A 20,096-nucleotide genomic window follows, 5' to 3' on the forward strand; every position below is an offset into this window, starting at 1 on the left:
CGGACCACGACATTGCCCAGTCCGATATACTCTAAGCGGCCATCTTCATGCAGGCGGCAAACGGCTAGGGCTGCGCCTCGGCTTGCTTCAAAGTGGCGATGTGCTTTTTGGAGCAATTCGTCTAGCGGAAGATAGTGATATTTTTTCAGATAGGCTTTTAGCTTATCTGACATTTCTGCGGCTTTTGGGCCATGGCCGAGGCTATCGATTAGGGCTAGGAAGATAGAATTTTCTTCTCTGTGGAGCAGTACTGCATCTCCACAGCACTGCTCTCCTCGGCAATTTCGCCAAGAATAGTGCAACTGGAAATATTCGTCCTCATATCGTCTGACCCAACTCATGATTTATAAATTACGATACTCACCTCGGTTCCCTTACCGAACTCGCTTTTGATGTTAAATTCATCCATCATTCGGCGAACGCCAGGAAGGCCAAGGCCTAGGGTTCCGGAGGTACTAAAACTATCTTGCAGAGCGGTTTCAATATCTTCAATTCCTGGTCCTTGATCGATGGCGACCACTCTAACGCCTAAGCGGGGGTAAGTTAACTTTTCTATGAGCTTGTTTAAATTTTTTAGTCAGCAGCTAGACTAAGGCAAAAAAAAATGCTGCAAAGCGCTTATTATTGTTGATTACGACAAAAACAAAAAAAGGCTTTGCAACATGGTTGTGAATTTATCAAAAGAATTTATTACGGAAAAATATTAGCATTTTTTCCCGAAAAAAAATTGGCTCGAAAAACCAAAGCGCCTCTGTGGCAAATTGTTAAAGCGATAATTTATAGGCTTAAAACAGGTTGTCAGTGGAGAGAATTACCGATACAATCTTTTTTGACGAAGTTCTAATTTGCTGGCAAACAGTATATTACTACTTCAATAGCTGGTCCGAGTCTGGTATTTGGCAAAAAAGTGTGGATCCAATTTCTAGCCCATGAAAAATCTTGTTTAGATTTATCTAGTATACAGCTTGACGGAAGTCATACCCCAGCGAAAAGAGGGGGCGAAGCTGTGGGTTATCAGGGCCGAAAAAAGTCCAAAACCACAAATGCTCTCTTTCTCACAGATAAAAATGGGCTGCCAATCGCTATGTCTCCGCCTTTTGCGGGAAACCATAATGATTTGTTTGAAATCGAGAGTCATTTCCAAAAAATGCTTGCCGATCTGCAGCTTTCAGACATCTCTCCTGATGGTTTATTTATGAATGCTGATGCAGGGTTTGATAGCAAAAAACTTAGAGAAAACTGCCAAAAAATGGGCATTATCCCTAATATTGACCACAACAAAAGAAATAGAAAAAAAGCTTATTATCAAGATATTATAGATGAGGAACTTTACAAAGAACGCTTTTCTGTTGAGCGAACTAACGCATGGATTGACGCATTCAAAATTTTACTCATTCGTTTTGAAAGAAAAGCCGACAACTGGGCGAGTCTACACTATTTAGCCTTTATACTTATTTTCCTAAAACGAAATTTTTAAACAAACTCTCTGTAATATTTTCATACTCATCGGGGATCAAACATTTGGCGTAGCATTTCCCCGGTTCGGCATCGGGCGGATAGTCTTGGGCCAATAAAAACTGCGGAAAGGCTAGCAGGGCAGCCCACAAAAAGTTGAGGTATAAAGATTTCATATAGTAGCGCTCGCTTAGATTTTAAATGCGTTTACAGTCTACAAAAATAAGAAAACTGTTAAGGCTCTACAATTTAAAATGATTTTGGCCCAAAAAAAATACAAGCGCCGCTTTTTCCGCCACTTATTCGACCTTCAGCTCTTAAATATAAAAAATTTTATAATAATAAGGTTTTGGGGCCTCCGCTGCGGCTTCGCCTTGCGGCGCTACGCTTTGGGGCTCGCAAGTCTGCTCGGCCCTTCGGCGGCTTTGCCGCCTGGGTCTGGCCCTTTGGGCCACCCCGCCGCATCGCTAGGCCGATAGTTCTCGCCCTGCTCTAGGCTTCATTAACAAAGGCTAAGCTATAGAGCTAGCGCTTAGGATAAGAGAGGTAATATTTCCGCAAGACTTTGGTGGGCAGTTCTAGTTCTGGCCAAGCCGAAAGCGGCAACAATTGCTTGGCTTTATTTTGGACCAAAATGGCTTTTTGCTTGGCCGTATAGGCCTGTAATTCTTGTTGGCCCTGATATAATAAAAAGGGGAGTTCTTCTTCTGTTATGGGGTATTTTTGAAGCAGCTCCTCTCCTATTTGGGCCAGTTGAGCTGGGGCAAAAGCTTGGTCTTGCAGCTCAATTTTAAACAACTGCCGATGGAGCAGGCCTTGGGCCAAAAAAGAGAGCACAAAATCATCATCTTGGGCAAAACACTTAATCGCCTGATAGATATCGCTATCATCTAACTGATTGAATTGGGCCAAGATGGGTTTGGGATTGGCCCAAAACTCCGCCTTAGTATATTTATGGTCCAAGAAAAAAGCCAGAGCCGAAGAAATTGGCCAATTTTTGCCCTGCTGTTTGAGCTGTCTTGCTCGCTGCATCATCTTTAGGCATTGTTGGCTAGTAGAGATACTATTTTTGTGCAAATAGACCTGCCAGTACATCAGTCGGCGGGCCATCAAAAAGCGTTCAATAGAATAAATGGCCTTTTGTTCTAAAACCAGTTGTTCATCGGCTACGGTTAGCAATTGGCAGAGGCGGTCATAGCTCACAATACCATCGGCTACGCCCGTATAAAAGCTATCTCGATTGAGATAATCCATGCGGTCCATATCTAATTGGCCACTAACCAACTGCTGTAAAAATGGGCGTTTATATTCTCCCTTAAAAATGGCGATGGCCAAGTCTAGGCGGCCCTGCATCTGCTCATTTAGTGCTTGCATAAGGGCCAGCGAAATCTCTTCATGGGCAATATCGAGCAGTTCGTACTCTAGGCTATGAGAAAAAGGGCCATGGCCCAAATCGTGCAATAAAATAGCGGCTGAGCAGGCCTCAATTTCGGCCTCAGAAAGTGCTATGCCCTTGCGCTGCAAATGGCCTAGGGCTTTTCGCATCAAATAATAGGCCCCTAGGCAGTGGCTAAATCGGCTGTGGGTGGCGCCGGGGTAAACATAATGCGCCCAGCCCAACTGTCCGATGCGGCGCAGGCGTTGATAAAAGGGATGCTCGACGAGCTCCAGCAACAGGCCTTTAGGCAGCTCAATTAATCCATAAATGGGGTCATTAAATAACTTGGGGTAGGCTTTATTGGTCATTAGTTCATAATTTAGTCTTACCTTAGATAGAGTAAGATAATCAAAGTTTGCTGCTTTTCTTGTCTTATATTGGCCCAGCCTAAACAAGAGCATAGGCGAGTTGTTTAAACAATTAATGTTGGGCGGCCCTATGGCCTAGCGATGCGGCGGGGTGGCCGAAGGCCAGACCAAGTTTTTTGAGCGCAGCGAAAAAAACGAAGGGCCGAGCAGACCTGCGAGCCCCAAAGCGTAGCGCCCGCCGAAGGCGGGAGGCCCCAAAAACAAAAAAAGAAATGATTAATTATAAAAGATATCAGCTAGCAAATGGTTTGCGTGTACTCTTGCAGGAAGACCCTAGCAGCCCCATGCTCACGCTTTGTATGAACTATGAAGTGGGGAGCAAGGATGAATTGCCGGGTCGTAGTGGCTTTGCGCATTTATTTGAGCATTTGATGTTTGCGGGTTCTCTGCATGCGCCCAACTTTGATCAATTAATACAATTGGCTGGGGGCGAAAACAACGCTTTCACCAACCAAGACATGACTGTTTTTTATGACATTTTGCCTTATCAGAACTTAGATTTGGGGCTTTGGTTGGAGGCAGACCGCATGCAAAACCTTTGTATAGAGCCGCAGCCCTTGCAAAAGGAAAAGCGGGTGGTGGTGGAAGAATTTAAGGAAAGTTGCATGGAGGAACCCTATGGGGATTTGTGGCATATTTTGGGTGATTTGGCCTTTAAGGAGCATCCGTATAAGCGGCCAGTAATTGGAGAAAACTTTGAGCATATTGAGGCGGCTTCCTTAGAAGAAGTGCGTGAATTTTATGAAAACTACTATTGTCCCAACAATGCTGTTTTATCGATTTCGGGCAACATCAAGGCTGAAGAAGTACTGGAGCGGGTAGAACATTGGTTTGGGCATATTCCGAGGGGGGCGGTCAAGCGGCCAGCCTATGCGGCCGAGCCGCCGCAGCTAGTAGGGCGCAAAAAAGTACATCGGGCCAATGTGACCGATGCGGCCCTATACATGGCTTTTCCGGCGGCGGCTCGTTTAGAAACCGCCTATTATTTAGAAGACCTATTATCGGATATATTGGGTTTGAGTGATTCTTCATTGCTGGTTCGGCAATTGGTCAAGCAGCAAAAGCTCTTTAGCGAACTGGATGTATACATTACGGGCACGGTAGAGGCTGGGTTATTTGTGATAGAGGGAAAATTGCAAGAAGGGGTAGCTATTGAGCAGGCTGAGCAGGCTGTTTGGGCGGCATTGGAGGAATTTAAGGCCCAGCCCATTAGTGAGGAGCAGCTACAGAAGTTGCAAAACAACACCGAGCACAACCTCTTATTTGGGGAGATTCTGCCATTTCAGAAAGCTTTGAGTTTGGGCTATTATGAATTACTGGGGCAGGCGCAGTTAATCAATGAAGAGGCCGATTATTATCAGCAAATCACGGCCAAACAGCTAGAGTTGCAGGCCCAATTCCTCTTTCAGCAAGAGAAGGCCTCGGTGCTCTACTACTTGCCTAAGGCTTAGGCGGCTATCGCTTTAACATAGCGAAAAGGGAAGCCCGAGGGGGGAAATTCTTTCAATCAAAAAAAATACTGTACCTTTGCAGGGTATTGAAAGCCAAAGAACTTTGGGGGGATATATTCCACCTAAGGCGGCATTCACTATCTAAGTGCATATAAATCATCATTGCTTTATGAACGCTATATTATTATTGAGCTTCTTCGGTCCAGAAATGATCATCGTTTTAGTGGCCATTCTTCTTCTTTTCGGCGGTAAAAAAATTCCTGAACTCATGCGTGGGTTGGGGAGTGGCATCCGCGAGTTCAACGATGCTAAAAACAAAGTATCCAAAGAGCTCGAAGCTGGAATTAACGAAGAACCCAAGGAGAGTAAGAAGGAGTATGAAAAATCTTAAGCCGATTTTTTGCCTTACTCTTTAGATTTAAAATGGTAACTTTTGCAACAAATTGTTGTGAAAGTTACCATTTCCTATTTATGCTAGGGGCTTTTGGGCTTAAAATCAAGCTATTGCAGCTAATTTTTCAAAAAAAATGATAAATTAGACATGTTTTGGTCACCCTTCCCCATTTTCAAACGATTTAGTGAATTTTCACTAGGGCTTGCCTAGGACTTTTGCTCTTTTTGCAAGTTTTTGTTCGATATCAATTTAAGATCTTATGAGACGGACTTTCTACCGCCTATTTATTTTTGCCGTTTTGTTCACCTTTGGACAAGGGCAATTGCAGGCTTCGCCAGACAAGGACCTCATTCCCAATAGTTTTCAAGAGGACGCTCCCTTTGTGGATAGTTTGAGCCGCTTGATGACCAATTTGCTCAATGATTTTCCGGAGTTTTCGGATACAGAATACAAGGATCGGCTCAAGGCGCTTTCTGGAGCGATTGACTACCGTTTGGATCCTTTGACCAAGGAGCGGATTTTGATTCGCACGGGAAAATACCGCAGCAGCACGGAGGCCATTTTGGGTCGCAGTAAAATGTACTTTCCTATTTTTGAGGAGCATTTGGCTGCCCATGATGTCCCTCATCACCTAAAATACTTGGCCATTGTCGAGTCGCACCTTAATCCCACAGCTCGTTCGATAGCTAGTGCGGTGGGGCTTTGGCAGTTTATTCCTAGCTCGGGTCGCATTTTCGATTTGCGCATCAATACCTATGTAGATGAGCGCAGCGACACGCATAAGGCCTCGGAGGCGGCGGCAAAATTGCTTCGTCGTTTGTATAATCGCTATGGCGATTGGGCCTTGGCCATGGCGGCCTACAACTGTGGTCCGGTCCGAGTAGACCGAGCGGTTAAGCGAGCGGGCAGCAAGACGTTCTGGGCCGCACGTAAGTATTTGCCTAGAGAGACCCAGCGCTATGTGCCTTTCTTTATGGCCATGGTTTATGTTGGCGAGTATTATCAGGAGCATCAGTTGATTCCGCAGCAGCTTTCTCAGGATTTGGTGCTTACCGATAGTTTGCATATTGAGGGCGGGCAATCTTTGCGCAAATTGGCCAAGGAGTTAGACATTAGTCTAGATACCTTAAAGTTGCTCAATCCTTCTTATCGCCGCAACTATGTGCCCAAGGATAAGGATGCGCAGATTTTGCTCCTTCCCGCTCGTATTGTGGCCCAAGAAAGAGCGTATACTCGGGCTTTTAACCGCATTGTAGAGATGCAGAAAGAAAATCCCTTAAGAGCCGTTCGTCGCATTCAGTCGCCACAGGACCTTAAGCGTTTGGCCAAGGCCTACCGCTGCTCTGTTGAAGATATTTTGTTTTGGAACGAATTGCCTGCCGATTATCAGCCTTATGCTGGCGATTTGATTGGCTTGAGAGAGCATCGGGTAAATGCAGAGTTGTTGGCCCGTAGCAAAAAGCAAATTTCAGGTATTTCTATTGCCGCCCTAAAGGTGGTGGGGCTCAATGAAAAGCAAGAGGCCAAAACCTCTTCGGTTTATTTGGGTACCAATGAGCAGACGGAAGCGGCGGCTAAGGTGCCTCAGGCAGGAGCTGTAGCGGCCCGTCGCCGTTATACAAACATTGATGGCAAAACCGTTTTGCTAGAAGAAGAAACAATTAGAGCGCAACCTCAGGCCGAGCAAAAGGTAGCGGTAGAACAACGCCGCCAAGCTATTGAGCGTCCCGCTTTGCAGGACCGCAGCCGTGGCCGCCGCCTCAGAAGTTATGGTTTTGTGGGCGCTGCTTCTACCGAGCCACTAAATGATGAAAAAACAACGGCTAGCTCGGCGCCTATTACGGCCCAGCCAGCTATTAAAGTGGCTAAAGAAGAGATCTCTACGCCCAAGGAAGAGCTGCCTAAAACGCCTGAGGCAACAGCCAAGGGAAGCAATGGCAAATGGAATGAGGTAGAGCTACAAAGTACCAATGATATTTTGGACCAAAGCCGTAGCCGCGCCAGAGTGTTGCGCGCTCGTACTGCAGCTTCTGTTCCTCAGGCCGTGATGGAGCAAGAGTAGGTCCATGATTTTTTGGGGCCTCCGCCTCCCTTCGGTCGTCGGCGCTACGCTTTGGGGCTCGCAAGTCTGCTCGGCCCTGCTGCCCTTCGGGCTTTGGTCTGGCCTGACGGCCACCCCGCCGCATCGCTAGGCCAAATAGAAGCCCTCTGCTTTGGCCATCCTTGGATAAAAAATTCAGGCTAGTCAAGGCATTTTTTAAAGGCATAGCCCTAGCTATGGCGGAGAAAAATAAAGCAGAATAGCCGGGATTTAAATCAAAGGATAGAAGTGAGAGGGCTTCTATTTGGCTTTGGCCTGCGGCCCTAAAGGGCCTGTAGGAATGTAAATAGAAACGCCAGAGATGTAGATCTCTGGCGTTTTTTCTTTGGCCCAGCCGCCCCAAGGGATTCCCCTAAGGAATCCCGAAGAGGGGTGGGTGGGCGGGTTATTTTAGCGAATGAGGAGCGCAGCGAGGAATACCGCTTTGGCGTCCTACAGGCCCGAAGGGCCGCAGGCCTAGGGGCCCGAAAAGGTGGCCGCAGGCCAGACCCAGCGGGCGAAGCCCGCGTAGGGCCGAGCAGACCTGCGAGCCTTGCAGGGGCCCGGCCGCCAAAGGCGGCAGGCCCCAAAAAAAAGAACTAAACCGCTACATTATGCTCCCGAAGAGCATCATTGAGAGAGGTCTTTTTGTCGGTGCTCTCTTTGCGCTTGCCAATAATGAGGGCGCAAGGCACCTGATAGCTGCCTGCGGGAAACTCCTTGGTATAGCTACCGGGAATCACGACAGAGCGGGCAGGCACTCGGCCCTTATAAGTGATCGGTTCTGGACCAGAAACATCAATAATTTTTGTGGATTGCGTAATGACCACATTGGCGCCCAAAACGGCTTCTTCTTCAATGTGTACCCCTTCTACCACAATAGAACGAGAGCCAATAAAGCAATTGTCCTCAATAATCACGGGTGCCGCTTGTAGGGGCTCTAGCACGCCGCCAATGCCCACGCCACCGCTAAGATGTACATGCTTGCCAATTTGAGCACAAGAGCCCACCGTAGCCCAAGTATCAACCATGCTGCCGGCATCTACATAAGCGCCAATATTGACATAGCTGGGCATCATAATGACCGAAGGGGCCAAAAAAGCGCCATGGCGGGCAATAGCATGAGGAACCACCCGAACGCCCAGCTCGGCATAATTGGTTTTGAGTGGAATTTTATCATGAAACTCGAAAGGAGGAACTTCAATCGTCTCCATTTTTTGGATAGGGAAATAAAGGACCACGGCTTTTTTCACCCAAGTATTGACGGTCCAGCCATCTGCAGTAGGTTCAGCTACGCGCACAACGCCCTTATCGAGTAGGTCAATCACCTCACGGATGAGTTCTTGTGTTTTGGCTTCTTTGAGCAGCGCTCTATTGTCCCAGGCGGCCTCAATGGCCTCTTGAAATACTTTCATAACTTATAGTTGATTGTAATAATGATGGCTAAAATAGGGAAGTCTAAGGCAAAAAAAAATAGATGCCCTTGGAAGAAGGCATCTATTTTTAAATTTAGGCTATTGAAGATTACTCCTCATCGCCACCAAAGCTCATGGCTACTCCAACTTGGATTCCAAAGCTGCTAAAGTTGGTAGATGTTCGAAGTTGTTGAACATCAGTATCTGTATCTTGGTTGATTTCATCAACAAATTCGATATTTGTATCTGTGAAAGCTCCCAACTCAATATAATCGACAATGCTTGTTGAGGCCCCTGTAGGGTCCAAGTCCATTACCTCAACGATCTCTGCCTCTTTAGCCCGAATACGAAGGCCTGTATAGCGGAGTTCGGCAAAAATGCGCACTTTATCGTTGGGTACCTTAAAGTAAACACCAGCAAAAGCCTCATAACCTAGGGTAAACTGTCCTTTAGACTCTACTTTTTGGGTAGCTGTACCATTGATTCCGGTATACACCTTTTCTTTATTCGAGTATGTAGTCCCTGTAACAGGAATAACAAGGCCTAAACCACCATAAGGTTGTACCATTCCCTCATTGCTTCCACGAACAGTAAAGTTGGGAGACAGGCGCAATTGGCGGGTATAAACTTCAGTCATTGAAGTTTGCGAAGGGCTAGTAGACTCATCTCTGGTTACCGTGCTTCCAAATAGATAATCTACCCCTAGACCAAAGCCAAAATTTTGGCTAAAGTTATAGCCTAGATCTAGATTAACATCAAAGCCGCCACCATAGCTGCCATAAATATTTTCTTCTGTAAAATCACCATTAGCATCTTCTACATAAGTAGTACCCAATTGGTCTGTAGTTGCTCCCATACCATAGCCTATGCCCAAGCGAGCATAGGGACCAGTTTGTGCCTTAAGGCCAAATCCTGCGAGCAAAAACAAGCTCAAGAAGCTAAAAAGTGTAGTACGCTTCATCATAATAAAATCAGTTTAGATTGTTTGAAAAAGACCCCAAAGTACTTGAAGTCTATAAGCTGATAGCAGTTAAGTCGTCCGCTTTGCATCTCTGCTGTGCCCATAGTTAATAAGCCCGAGAGATTCTGTATTTCATCCAAATATAAGTGCTTAGCGACTAAATTGCTAAAATAGTTTACACTTTTTTATGCTGCGTATAACTTTATTTTAGAATTTCAATTGGTCTTAGGCCAAAAAAAGCCGTTTGGAATAATCCAAACGGCTTTTCAGCTTTAATAAGTAGGTGGTTAGAGTTCGATCTTGATATCCAAGATTTCTACCTGCATCACGCCGCCAGGAGTTTGAATATCGGCGGTTTCTCCTACAGCCTTACCCAAAAGGCCCTTACCGATAGGAGAATTGACAGATATTTTCTTGGCTTTAAGGTCGGCTTCTGACTCAGAGACCAAAGTATAGCTCATGGTCTTTTTGGTCTTGAGGTTTTTCATTTTCACGGTAGAAAGCACCACCACCTTAGAGGCATCCAAATCGGCACCATCTACAATGCGGGCACTAGCCATAACGGCCTCCATTTGGTTAATTTTGAGCTCTAGCAAGCCTTGGGCTTCCTTGGCTGCATCATATTCGGCATTTTCAGAAAGGTCTCCCTTTTCACGAGCCTCAGCAATTTGCTGTGCCACCTTTTGGCGCTCTACGGTTTTGAGTTCTTCCAACTCTTTTTTCAGCTTATTATAGCCCTGGCGGGTCATATAAGAAATTTGCTTAGACATATTTTTTCAATTTTTAGCTGTTCGGCTATTGGGCCAAGCAGTAAATTCCGTTTGTTTTTGACAGAAAAATAAAGGACGTTCCTCTAGATTAAGAAACGGCCCCTCCTATAAGTATGTAGTTTTGCCCTACATAAAATAAGTAAAGAACGCCTAACTCCATTGAGTTAACCGTTCCTACTGTTGTCTGCTAACAAATATAGCAGTTTTATTTTGCTCTTGCAAGTTTTTAAAGCCTTAGTCCTTCTCCACTATAAGGGAGTTAGATTCTTTCAAAACTTGATGCTTTGGGGCCTCCGCCTCGCTGCGCTCCTCGGCGCTACGTTGCGGGGCTCGCAAGTCTGCTCGGCCCTTCAGCCGCCTTTGGCGGCTTTGGTCTGGCCCTTCGGGCCACCCCTCCACATCGCTAGGCCTGCGGCCCTGACGGGCCTGTACAGTCCAAAAGAAAAAGCCCCTAAGCCAAAATGGCCTAGAGACTTTTTACAAACTATATAAGTTAAAAGCTTAAGCTTTTTCTTCTTCGTTTTCTAGTTCGTCACCTGTGCTGCTTTCAACATCTTCTGCGCCTTCAGCATAATCAGAAACGTACTCAGTATATTTCAATGCGCTAGCATCTTTAGTTGTATCTACTACAATTGGAGAAGCAATAAACATAGAAGAGTAAGTACCCACAATTACACCAATCAACAAGGCAAAAGCAAAACCACTAATGCCATCGCCACCAAAGAAGAACAAGATGGCCACTACAAAGAATGTAGTCAATGAGGTAATTGAAGTACGGCTTACTGTACTCTGAATTGCTTGGTTAACAATATCCTTAATGCCTTTGCTTTCTCCTTCATTGGTTGCAGTTTCCCGAATACGGTCAAATACAATTACTGTATCGTTGATCGAGTAACCGATGATGGTCAAAATAGCGGCAATAAAGGCTTGGTCAATCTCCATAGAGAAAGGCATAATACCTTTGAACAAAGAGAAGATCCCCAAGACCAAAAGTACATCATGGAATAGGGCCGCAATAGCACCTACAGAGAACTGCCATCTGCGGAAGCGGATAAAGATGTAACTAAAGATAAAGAGCAATGAAAGCAATGACGCCCAGAAAGCAGACTGACGAATATCATCTGCAATGGTTGGACCTACTTTAGAAGAGGCCGTCAAGTACAAGCCAGCTTCTGTTACATTAGGCGCTTTACCTGCTGCAAAGGCCTCATAGGCTACATCGGCAGAAGAATAAGCTTTACAAGCTTGGTGAAGCTTAGTCAATACCTCAGCATCTGCTTCTCGCCCTTCTTTTTCTTGCATGAAAGAAGTAGTAATTTTTACTTGGTTGCCTTGGTTAAAGGTCTTTACTACATTCTTATCATAGCCATCAAAAGCCTTTACGAGCTCCTCTTTCAATTGAGGCACCTCTACTTGCTGAGGAAACTCTACCGTATAAGAGCGCCCCCCCTGAAAGTCTACGCCCAACTCAAAACCTTGAGTAGCCATAGAAGCAATACCAGCAATCAACAAAAGGCCAGAAACAGCATAGGCAATCTTGCGCTTGCCAATAAAGTCAAAGCTTACATTGGCCAAAACATTCTTGGTGCTTCCGGTCCAAATAGACACCTCTTTATTATTGACCAAATAACGGTCAAACAACAAGCGGCCAAACAATACCGCAGTAAATACCGAACAAGCTACACCAATCATCAATACCGTAGCAAAACCTTTGATTGGACCTAAACCATATTGGAAGAGGATAAGGGCCGTAACAAATGAAGTAACGTTGGCATCAATAATAGCCGAATAAGAGTGTTGGAAACCTGAAAGGACCGCTTCTTTCCAGTGCTGCCCAGCTCGCAATTCTTCTCGAATACGCTCAAAGATAATTACGTTGGCATCTACAGCCATACCAATGGTCAATACAATACCAGCAATACCAGGTAGTGTCAGTACCGTACCAAAAGAGGCCAAACAACCCAAGATAAAGAAGATGTTGAGGAAGAGGGCCAATACAGCTAGAATACCCGCCTTAGCATAGTAAAGGAGCATAAAGATAAGCACCAATACAAAACCAATCACTAGGGCAAAAAGACCTGCATTTACCGTAGCCTCTCCTAAGCTAGGACCAACAATGGCTTCTTCAATAATTTCAGGTGTAGCAGGCAACTTACCAATACTTAGAATATTGGCCAAGTCACTAGCATCTGTAGCCGAGAAATCTCCAGAGATACTTGTGCTACCATTAGGGATAGCCTCATTTACACGAGGGTAAGAATATACTTTGTTATCTAGGGTTACCGATACGCAGAAGCCAACGTTTTCTTCCGTCATTTTCTTCCACTTACGCGCCCCTTCATTGTCCATGTCTAGAGAAACAGCATAACCTGCTCCTGAAGGATTCTTAGTAGCACGAGAAGAAACCACCCGCTCTCCTGATAGTGTTGCCTCATCTTGGCCACGAGTGCGCAAGGCAAACAGCTGAACCAAACGGCCACCATCTTCTGATTTCTGTACTTTAGAATCCCAAGCAAAACGAATATCTTTAGGCAAGATGCGCTGCGCTTCTGCAGAACGGAGCATGTCCATCACTTCTGCAGTATCTTTTACTTGCGTATAACCTACATAAGGGTCTTTTTCTGTCTGAGGAGGAGCAAAGCCCATCACCTTAAACAAAGGACCAGGATTGGTAGAATCTGTTACGGAAGTAGCTGCAAAGCTAGCATTGACAGAGTCAATTTTAGCCTGCTTAACCGCCTCGTCGAGGCTACTGTCGGCCTTTACTTCTTCAATATAAGCCAAGGCTGCAGAATCAGGCTGAGGAGCAGCTGTACCTACAGCAGCTTCGCTCTTATCATATTTACTGCCTTTTAGAGCCTCATTGAGGTTGACCAAAGGACCAGCAGTTTGTTGGCCCAAAAGCTCAACAGCAGTGTACATTTCCCAGAACTCTAGGCTAGCCGTAGCTTGCAAGAACTCACGAGCCCGCTTAGGACTACGCACACCAGGCAATTCAACCGTAATCCGGTCAGTAGACTTATCTAGTGAAACCACAGGTTGGGCCACACCAAATTTATCAATACGCTGCTTCAATAGATTGAAGGTGCGCTCTACCGTTTTAGAAGCCTCCAAACGAATAGCCGTCAATACTTCCTCATTCGTTGAGTTAATATTGATGCCCTCCAGTTTTTCGGTAGTTCCAAAGAAGCGAGCCAAAGGCTTGTCGCTCACTTTGGCATATTCTTGACCAAACAAGGTTACAAAATCTACCTGAGCGGTAGACTGTGCAGCTTTGGCATTGGCCAATGCCTTCTGAAAGTTCTCATCAGAAGTTTTGTTGGCCAAGGTCTTAATCAACTCTTGCAAATCTACTTGAAGGACAACACTCATACCGCCTTTCAAGTCCAAACCCAAAGCCAACTGGCTGCGCTTGAGCTCCTGATAAGAGTATGATTTGAACCCTAGATTCAAAATGGGCTCTTCAGAAATAGAATCTAGGAAGTACTGTTGGGCCATATCGTATTGTACAGCCTTAAGTTCTTGGTCCTGAATGCTATCCGTTGCCGCTTTAGCAAATTCGCTTGCACTGCGCTCGATACCACTGGTCGGAATCATCAAAAAGAAGATGTACGAAATGACCAGGACTAACGCAATCGTAAAGAACTTTACGAAACTTTTCCCTTGCATGGTTTTAGCGTAATTCAATAGGTTTTAGAAACTAAAATAAGCTGTCTGTCTGGCCAATATTTGGCCCTATCATGGGGCTCTGATTTAGTTTCTCAATATAGTTTGTATAAAAAAACATATAGGCGCAGTGCGCCTATTTTGGCTTGCAAATATAGAACTTTTTGCGTGGGATAAAAAAATTATTCTAAGTTAAAAGCATTTCGGCAAATTACTAACTAAGCTGCTCATTTAAAAACAACTGAGGCCACTAAGCCCCTGATGGTCTAAAGGAATAAGGGGCGCGAAGCGCCTGGCCGTAGGCCAAACGGCCTAGCGATGCGGCGGGGTGGCCGTCAGGCCAGACCAAAGCCCGAAGGGCTGCAGGGCCGAGCAGACCTGCGAGCCCCAAAGCGTAGCGCCGCAAGGCAAAGCCGCAGCGGAGGCCCCAACCCCTCCCCTACTTCTTTCTTCCTCGGCGTTTTTGATTAGAAAGTTCTTCTGGGCTGAGACTAGGCTTTTCTTTGGGCTCCTCTATTTCGGGAATTTCATTTGGAGTGGGTACTGGTGGAAGTTCGGGCAAGGCCGCCGCTTTTATTCCCCAGGCATAAGGGCCCGTCAGGCTCCAGCGGTCTTTGGGGCGCTCGGCCTCTAGCCATTTGAAGCCCTTGAGCTGAAGTTTTTCGTGCTTAATTTGGCCCATGGGGTACAAAACGGCCTTGGGTTGGCCCATAAACTTGATGCGATCGACATTCCGCTCCTTAAATCGAACCTGCATATCCGAGCAATCCATATCATTGACGCCCGCATAGCGGCCCTGCTCATCTAGGGCATAATACACCATTTCGCCATTGTATTGGATATCGGCTCGCTGCAACTCATTATTTTGGAAATGCGCCCGAATATCTCTGGCCTTGATCTGATTGAAATAGACCTCCTCTTTGCTCGAGGCCATAAAGGCATGCTGGAGCAAAAAGAGCTCTTGCAAAGACTGATCGGCCAAACGGCCCCGCAAAGTATCGGCGGTAAACTGCACCGAATCCAGCCAAATTCGGGGATTTCCCCGCAGCTCAAAAAGCGAGTCGGCTTCATTGTAGACCAAAGAGTCGCCCAAAGCCTGAATATCGGACTTAAAGACTTGCACCTGATGGTAAGCCTGCAATTGATAGGCCCCAGCGCTGTCTTTTTCCATCCGAAAGCTGTCCGCGGTCATCCAAAGACTATCTCCATCCAATAACATCAGGGCAATCGGATGATCTTGGGCCAACATCTGCCCCGTCGAATCATTGTAATAGACCGAGCCCGCCATCAAACGGCTTTGCTCTAGGGTGTCTTCCAAAATAACTTGGCCCTTGGCCCAAGCTTCTTTGCGGCTCTCGCTATACTCTAAGGTTTCGGAGCGAAGAATTTGGCTGCCTCGCTTGGCCGTTACGCCATTTTGAAAAACCATGGCCTCTTTTTCTTCATCATAGTAAGAGTCGCCAGCCAAAATTTCTTGATTTCCCTCTTTTCCCTTGCGCTCAAAGCGAGGATGGCCCAAAAACTCAAAGCGGCCTTTCATTCCCCGCCGAACAATGGTATCGGCATATACCTTTTGGCTTTCTTCCTCCAAAATGGCATTGCCAATCAAATAATAGCTATCCTCACTGCCCACATATAATATTGTATCGGCAGAAGCGCGGCGGCTATTTTGGCCCTTTCGCTGCAAATAATAAGGCGAGCCGGTCAGTTCGGCCCTTTCGGCCTTATTATCATAATAGCCCGATTCGCAATAGACCAAATTTTCATCATCATACATATAAGTGGGGGCCAAAAAATAGCTTTTTTCCTCCTCCGTATTAAAGGCCATAGAGTCGGTAATCAACTTATATTTGGGGTGGTTGAGGCGGACCGAATCAACAAAATAGGCCATTTTGCTCTCTAGCTCATAATATCCCCGCTTACTTTGCAACTGGCTAGAATCCGAGACAATCAATACCCCTTGCGGATAACTGGCCTTCTTTTGCACCAAATCATAATGCAGGTAATCGGTAAACAAGGTCATGGAGCTATCCTCCAAAACCACCTGATTTTTTAGTTCCGCCTCTCGTTTTATTCCATCATAGCGCAAACTATCCGAAAAGGCCCGAATGCTGTCTTCTTGCAGCATTTCTACATCTCCATAGGCCAAAATTTGGTCCTTGGGCGCCTGCTGGGCGGTATCGCACCAAAGGTGCATCTCTTTTTGCTTAAAATGGACCTCTCCTTCCAAAAACAAATAACGGCCATCTGCCCGACTTTCCCCTCTACCTTTATTACTATGGAGCAATTGCACCCGACTACTGTCGCTGGCCGTACTCTCCCTTTGGGCATAGCTCTCTAGCCCCAAAAACAACAAACAACAGAGCAATAAATAACGCATAGATTGCTTTTTTTATCCTATTTTTTTGGGGCCTCCTGCCTGCGGCAGGCGCTACGTTTCGCAGCTCGCAAGTCTGCTCGGCCCTTCGGCGCTTGCAGCACCTCGGTCTGGCCTGAGGGCCACTGCTGCACATCGCTAGGCCAATTGGCCCAAACCTTCTTTTTAAACCCCAAAGATCTTTTTTCGCTTGGCTGTTTACAAAAAAAGGGCCCAGAGAGCGGCCAAAACCGATTTCTCTGGACCTTTATCAGAGCATTAACCTAGAGTTATTTCTTCTTCTTGGCCTCTTTTTCAATCAGTTTTTGCTCTTTCTTATAGGCTTTGCCCATGCCGTAGGGTTTGTATTTGCCACTCAAGACCGTGCGGTAGCGCTCGGGGTGGCGGCGAATATCCTCCATCAATAGGCTCATTTCTGCAATGGCTTTTTCTACATCTTGCAAAAGGGCCTTATCATGCATCAGGGCAGAAAGCAGGCCTTCTTGGTCCTTAAAGTTGGTCAACTCTTGCAATTGGGCCATGAGTTTATTGGTTTCGGCCAAGGTGCCCTGCATGCCTTCGGCCAATTGGCCAAATTCTTCTACGGTATTTTTGGTGGCGCCTAGGGTCTCCGACAATTTGGCCGATTTCAATTCATCTGAGAGCGTAGCCAAATTGCTCATCAGGGCCGTAATTTGATCATTGTTGGCTTTTACATTGCCTGTAATAGACTCCATATGGCTCATTGTATTGACAAAGCTATTGGTAGAGCGTTCTAGCAAAACAGACAACAGCTGGCTAATCACTTTGAGGTTCTCGATACTAGCTTGCACATCATGTACAGACTTTTTAAGGCCAGACTCCTCACTTTTGGCCAACTCCTTAAAGGCTTGGGTCAAAGAATCGATTCGGCCCATATAAGGCTCAATCAGTTCTTGGGCCATATCAATCATGCTACCGGCTTCTCCACGGACCTCATCGCCAGTTTGCAGGCAATCGGCGCCAGAGCAGCTGCCTTCAAACTCCATAGAAACGGCCTTTCCGCTCATAATACTGAGGGTGACCAACTTGGGGTTTACCGTTTTGGGCACATCTACCCCATTATAAAGGTGCATTTCTACCAATACTTCTTTGGGGTTTTTCTGGTCGAGTTCCATATGCGTAACTGCGCCCACCTGTAGTCCATTAACAGTAACGGGAGCCCCAACGGCCAGACCATCTACAGCCGTAAAGCGGCCAATAATTACGGTATCATTGGAGAGGATATTGTTCCCTTTGAGGAAGTTGTAGCCCCAGATGAGTAGGAAAATAGAGAAGGTCCCTAAGATACCTACCTTTACTTCGTTAGAAATTTTCATGCTTTTAATTTAGTTTGATATAGCGCTCTGGATGTTGGCGAATTTCTTGAACTTGCCTAGCCATCTCGGCGGTTTTGGTCTTGATATCGGCCTTTAATTTGGCATCATGCAATAGCCAAGCATAACCGCTGCTGTCGGCAGGATTGTCGACCTTATCCAATAGGGTTTGTACAGCAATAATCTTGGCGTTAATACTATCTAGGTTGGGCAGGGGAATATCTGTAGGGATCATAGTGGGGATCTTCTGAATAACAGAGTCGGCCACTAGCTGATCCGTTAATTCCTTATACTCACTAATTTTTTGGTTGATTGTGGTCTCTTGGGCATCTACTTTTTGGGCCAGATCTCGTAAATCGAGAAGGACGCCAATAGCGGCTTGCCCTTTTAGCTCTAATTCTTTATCCTTGGCCGTAGCGGCTCTAAACTGGGCCAAATCGGCTTGTAGTTTGCGTACAGCTCGGACCAAACTATCGGAAGTGGGGAACCACTCTTGCAAGAGGCTATCTACGGGGTCTAGATAAGGGGCGGCCATATCTCGAATATCGCTGAGGTAAGAGCTATTTCGGCCCTTAATCAGGTCTCCTTCTCGGAGATAATCTTCTGGTCCATAATTTTCCTTATACGGCTTTTGCAAACGGAGGTAAAGCATATCCTTAGAAATGGGGCTAGGTGCATGCGCATAGGCAATAACATTTTCAGGAATCTTTTTTCCGGGGGAAATGCCTAAAGTTACTCGAATTTTCCCGCTGCCATCTGTGCGTAGAGCAATGGCTTTCACAAAGCCCATTTCCATACCATGCAAATAGATATAGGCGCCAACATCTAGGCTACCCACCTCATCAAAGTCGGCATAAAGGGTGGTTTCTGGATTGATACTGGGCACAGATCGCAGGCGTTGGTAAATGGCAATAAAGCTAATGATCGCCACAAAAGCGACAATGCCGATCCAGATATATTTTCGTTTATTTTCCAAACTAAGGTATCTAATTGGTCCAAAAAATTGGGTGGCTCATTTGGCCACAACCAGCCCCTATAGGGGCGCCAGTTCGACGACCATAGGGAGTAAACGTAGCGCCCGCTGAAAGCGGACAACAAGGCTGCAAGCCGCAGTTCGACGACTGTAAGGAGTAACGCCCCAAAACATCCCTCAGCAAAAAAGGAGCAGAAAGTCCTTAGCCAATGGCCCCAAAACTTGAAAAGGCAAAGGTACATAAAAGTTTTTGTGTTTAAATAGCTGAGAAGTTGGCAATTAGTTGGCGAGCAGGCTTCGGGCCTCGGCCAGCGAGATGCGTTTACCATTTTTGTAGGCCACCACAAAGGCGCCATCAAAGCCTTTGCTGCGCCAAAAGCGTTGAGCCTTAACGGCCTCGAGCATAGAGGAGTAATTGCCCGTTAAATATTTGTAAAGGCCATCTTCTTGTTCTTCTTCTAGTTCTTCGACGCTACTCCAGGGGGCTTTATGCAGGGCAATAGGTTTTGGAGAGGCGCCAAGCTGCAGCCGAATTTGCAGGTTATTGGACTGATAGCCATTGCCTTTATCTATAATTTTTTTGTAGCTGCGGATGGCTCTAAAAATAGCCGAGGCCAAATAAGATTGTCCTTTATCCGAATTCAGATATTTTTCTTCTGTGGCATTGCTCAAAAAGCCTGTTTCGACCAAAACCGAGGGCATATTGCTGGCTCGGAGGACCACAAAGCCGGCCTGTTTTACGCCTCGGCTTTTTCGGCCCACTCTTTCCTTAAACTGCGCCTGGATTTTTTCGGCCAGAAGCACACTTTGGCTGAGGTAAGCATTTTGGTACATAGAGAGCATAATATGTCCCTCGGGCGAGTTGGGATCATAGCCACCATAGCGTTTTTGGTAATTATCTTCCAGCAAAACCACTCGATTTTCTCTTTTGGCCACCTCTAGATTTTCCTTGGCTCGGTGCAAGCCCATGACAAAGGTCTCCGTTCCTTGTATATTTTTTTTGTGCTTGGGCAAAGAATTGCAATGCACCGAGATGAAGAGGTCGGCCCCTAGGCGGTTGGCAATTTCGGAGCGTTCATGCAGGGGCAGAAAAACGTCGGTGCTGCGGGTATAGACCACCTTCACATCGGGCAGATATTTTTTGATATAGCCCCCTAGTTTGAGGGCAATTTTGAGGGCCACTTCTTTTTCCTTGGCCTTGGCGCCAGAAGAGCCATTATCCTTACCGCCATGTCCGGCATCAATAACAATAGTCCGTAGACCCGACTTTATTGCTAGCCCTTCTTTTTCTAGGGCAATTTGCGGCAAAAAGCAATAAAACAACAATAAAAATAGGCTGAATAAGGGCCGTTGGCCCCCAAAATTAGGCAGTGCAAAAGGCATAAGTCTCTCTTTTTAAGGGGTAAAAGTACAG

The 20,096-nt window shown here is 46.1% G+C and carries 16 protein-coding genes and 1 pseudogene; 5 read left to right on the forward strand and 12 right to left on the reverse strand.

Features of this window, described 5'->3' with window-relative positions; all coding sequences use genetic code 11:
* Window positions 1-341 (reverse strand): annotated as a pseudogene (locus SAPGRDRAFT_RS08415) (SpoIIE family protein phosphatase); the annotation flags it as partial.
* Complete coding sequence (locus tag SAPGRDRAFT_RS19845; protein ID WP_051018592.1) at window positions 338-520, reverse strand: ATP-binding protein; 183 nt, start codon at window positions 518-520, stop codon at window positions 338-340. The pseudogene SAPGRDRAFT_RS08415 and the gene SAPGRDRAFT_RS19845, both read right to left, overlap by 4 nt.
* Before the next feature lie 207 nt (window positions 521-727).
* On the opposite strand from SAPGRDRAFT_RS19845, the gene SAPGRDRAFT_RS23445 reads away from it, so the two are divergent.
* Window positions 728-844: a transposase gene (locus SAPGRDRAFT_RS23445; protein ID WP_253271390.1), complete on the forward strand. Its 117-nt coding sequence runs from the start codon at window positions 728-730 to the stop codon at window positions 842-844.
* 63 nt (window positions 845-907) lie between these two features.
* A complete protein-coding gene (locus tag SAPGRDRAFT_RS08425; protein WP_253271293.1) occupies window positions 908-1,477 on the forward strand; it encodes a transposase in 570 nt (189 codons plus the stop codon).
* Here SAPGRDRAFT_RS08425 and SAPGRDRAFT_RS08430 read toward each other — a convergent pair.
* Together SAPGRDRAFT_RS08430 and SAPGRDRAFT_RS08440 are read right to left on the reverse strand one after the other, a co-directional pair.
* Window positions 1,452-1,631: a hypothetical protein gene (locus tag SAPGRDRAFT_RS08430; RefSeq protein ID WP_037349993.1), complete on the reverse strand. Its 180-nt coding sequence runs from the start codon at window positions 1,629-1,631 to the stop codon at window positions 1,452-1,454. The genes SAPGRDRAFT_RS08425 and SAPGRDRAFT_RS08430 overlap by 26 nt on opposite strands.
* Before the next feature lie 349 nt (window positions 1,632-1,980).
* Entirely contained in the window at window positions 1,981-3,294 is a 1,314-nt protein-coding gene (locus SAPGRDRAFT_RS08440) for an HD domain-containing protein (RefSeq protein ID WP_002658685.1), read from the reverse strand.
* A 179-nt stretch (window positions 3,295-3,473) separates the two neighbouring features.
* Between SAPGRDRAFT_RS08440 and SAPGRDRAFT_RS08445 the strand changes: the two genes are divergently transcribed.
* The 3 genes from SAPGRDRAFT_RS08445 to SAPGRDRAFT_RS08455 all read left to right on the forward strand — a co-directional run bounded on the left by SAPGRDRAFT_RS08445 (window position 3,474) and on the right by SAPGRDRAFT_RS08455 (window position 7,168).
* A complete protein-coding gene (locus tag SAPGRDRAFT_RS08445; protein ID WP_002658687.1) occupies window positions 3,474-4,712 on the forward strand; it encodes a M16 family metallopeptidase in 1,239 nt (412 codons plus the stop codon).
* A 169-nt stretch (window positions 4,713-4,881) separates the two neighbouring features.
* Window positions 4,882-5,103, forward strand: a complete 222-nt coding sequence (locus SAPGRDRAFT_RS08450; protein WP_002658690.1) for a Sec-independent protein translocase subunit TatA/TatB — start codon at window positions 4,882-4,884, stop codon at window positions 5,101-5,103.
* A 262-nt stretch (window positions 5,104-5,365) separates the two neighbouring features.
* Window positions 5,366-7,168 carry a lytic transglycosylase domain-containing protein gene (locus SAPGRDRAFT_RS08455; RefSeq protein ID WP_002658691.1) on the forward strand — a complete coding sequence of 601 codons (1,803 nt, stop codon included), beginning with the start codon at window positions 5,366-5,368 and terminating at the stop codon, window positions 7,166-7,168.
* A gap of 617 nt (window positions 7,169-7,785) precedes the next feature.
* Here the strand turns inward: SAPGRDRAFT_RS08455 and SAPGRDRAFT_RS08465 are convergent.
* The 8 genes from SAPGRDRAFT_RS08465 to SAPGRDRAFT_RS08510 all read right to left on the reverse strand — a co-directional run bounded on the left by SAPGRDRAFT_RS08465 (window position 7,786) and on the right by SAPGRDRAFT_RS08510 (window position 20,065).
* Entirely contained in the window at window positions 7,786-8,601 is an 816-nt protein-coding gene (locus SAPGRDRAFT_RS08465) for a 2,3,4,5-tetrahydropyridine-2,6-dicarboxylate N-succinyltransferase (RefSeq protein WP_002658693.1), read from the reverse strand.
* Window positions 8,602-8,710: 109 nt separating this feature from the next.
* On the reverse strand, window positions 8,711-9,565 hold the full coding sequence (locus SAPGRDRAFT_RS08470; RefSeq protein ID WP_002658695.1) for an outer membrane beta-barrel protein: 855 nt from the start codon (window positions 9,563-9,565) through the stop codon (window positions 8,711-8,713).
* A 284-nt stretch (window positions 9,566-9,849) separates the two neighbouring features.
* Window positions 9,850-10,332, reverse strand: coding sequence for a transcription elongation factor GreA (greA, locus tag SAPGRDRAFT_RS08475; protein ID WP_002658696.1), 483 nt, complete (start codon window positions 10,330-10,332; stop codon window positions 9,850-9,852).
* A gap of 501 nt (window positions 10,333-10,833) precedes the next feature.
* Window positions 10,834-14,001 (reverse strand): protein translocase subunit SecDF, encoded by a 3,168-nt coding sequence (gene secDF, locus SAPGRDRAFT_RS08485; protein WP_002658698.1) that lies wholly within the window; start codon window positions 13,999-14,001, stop codon window positions 10,834-10,836.
* A 436-nt stretch (window positions 14,002-14,437) separates the two neighbouring features.
* Entirely contained in the window at window positions 14,438-16,378 is a 1,941-nt protein-coding gene (locus SAPGRDRAFT_RS08490) for an OstA-like protein (RefSeq protein ID WP_002658701.1), read from the reverse strand.
* Window positions 16,379-16,644: 266 nt separating this feature from the next.
* The gene (locus SAPGRDRAFT_RS08500) at window positions 16,645-17,712 is read right to left on the reverse strand and encodes an MlaD family protein (RefSeq protein ID WP_002658703.1); all 1,068 of its coding nucleotides are present in this window, start codon (window positions 17,710-17,712) and stop codon (window positions 16,645-16,647) included.
* Window positions 17,713-17,716: 4 nt separating this feature from the next.
* Window positions 17,717-18,685, reverse strand: a complete 969-nt coding sequence (locus SAPGRDRAFT_RS08505) for an MlaD family protein (protein WP_002658704.1) — start codon at window positions 18,683-18,685, stop codon at window positions 17,717-17,719.
* Between the two features lie 276 nt (window positions 18,686-18,961).
* Window positions 18,962-20,065, reverse strand: a complete 1,104-nt coding sequence (locus tag SAPGRDRAFT_RS08510; RefSeq protein WP_002658705.1) for an N-acetylmuramoyl-L-alanine amidase family protein — start codon at window positions 20,063-20,065, stop codon at window positions 18,962-18,964.
* Between the last annotated feature and the right edge of the window lie 31 nt (window positions 20,066-20,096).

The organism is Saprospira grandis DSM 2844, from assembly GCF_000275825.1.
Taxonomy (GTDB): domain Bacteria; phylum Bacteroidota; class Bacteroidia; order Chitinophagales; family Saprospiraceae; genus Saprospira; species Saprospira grandis_A.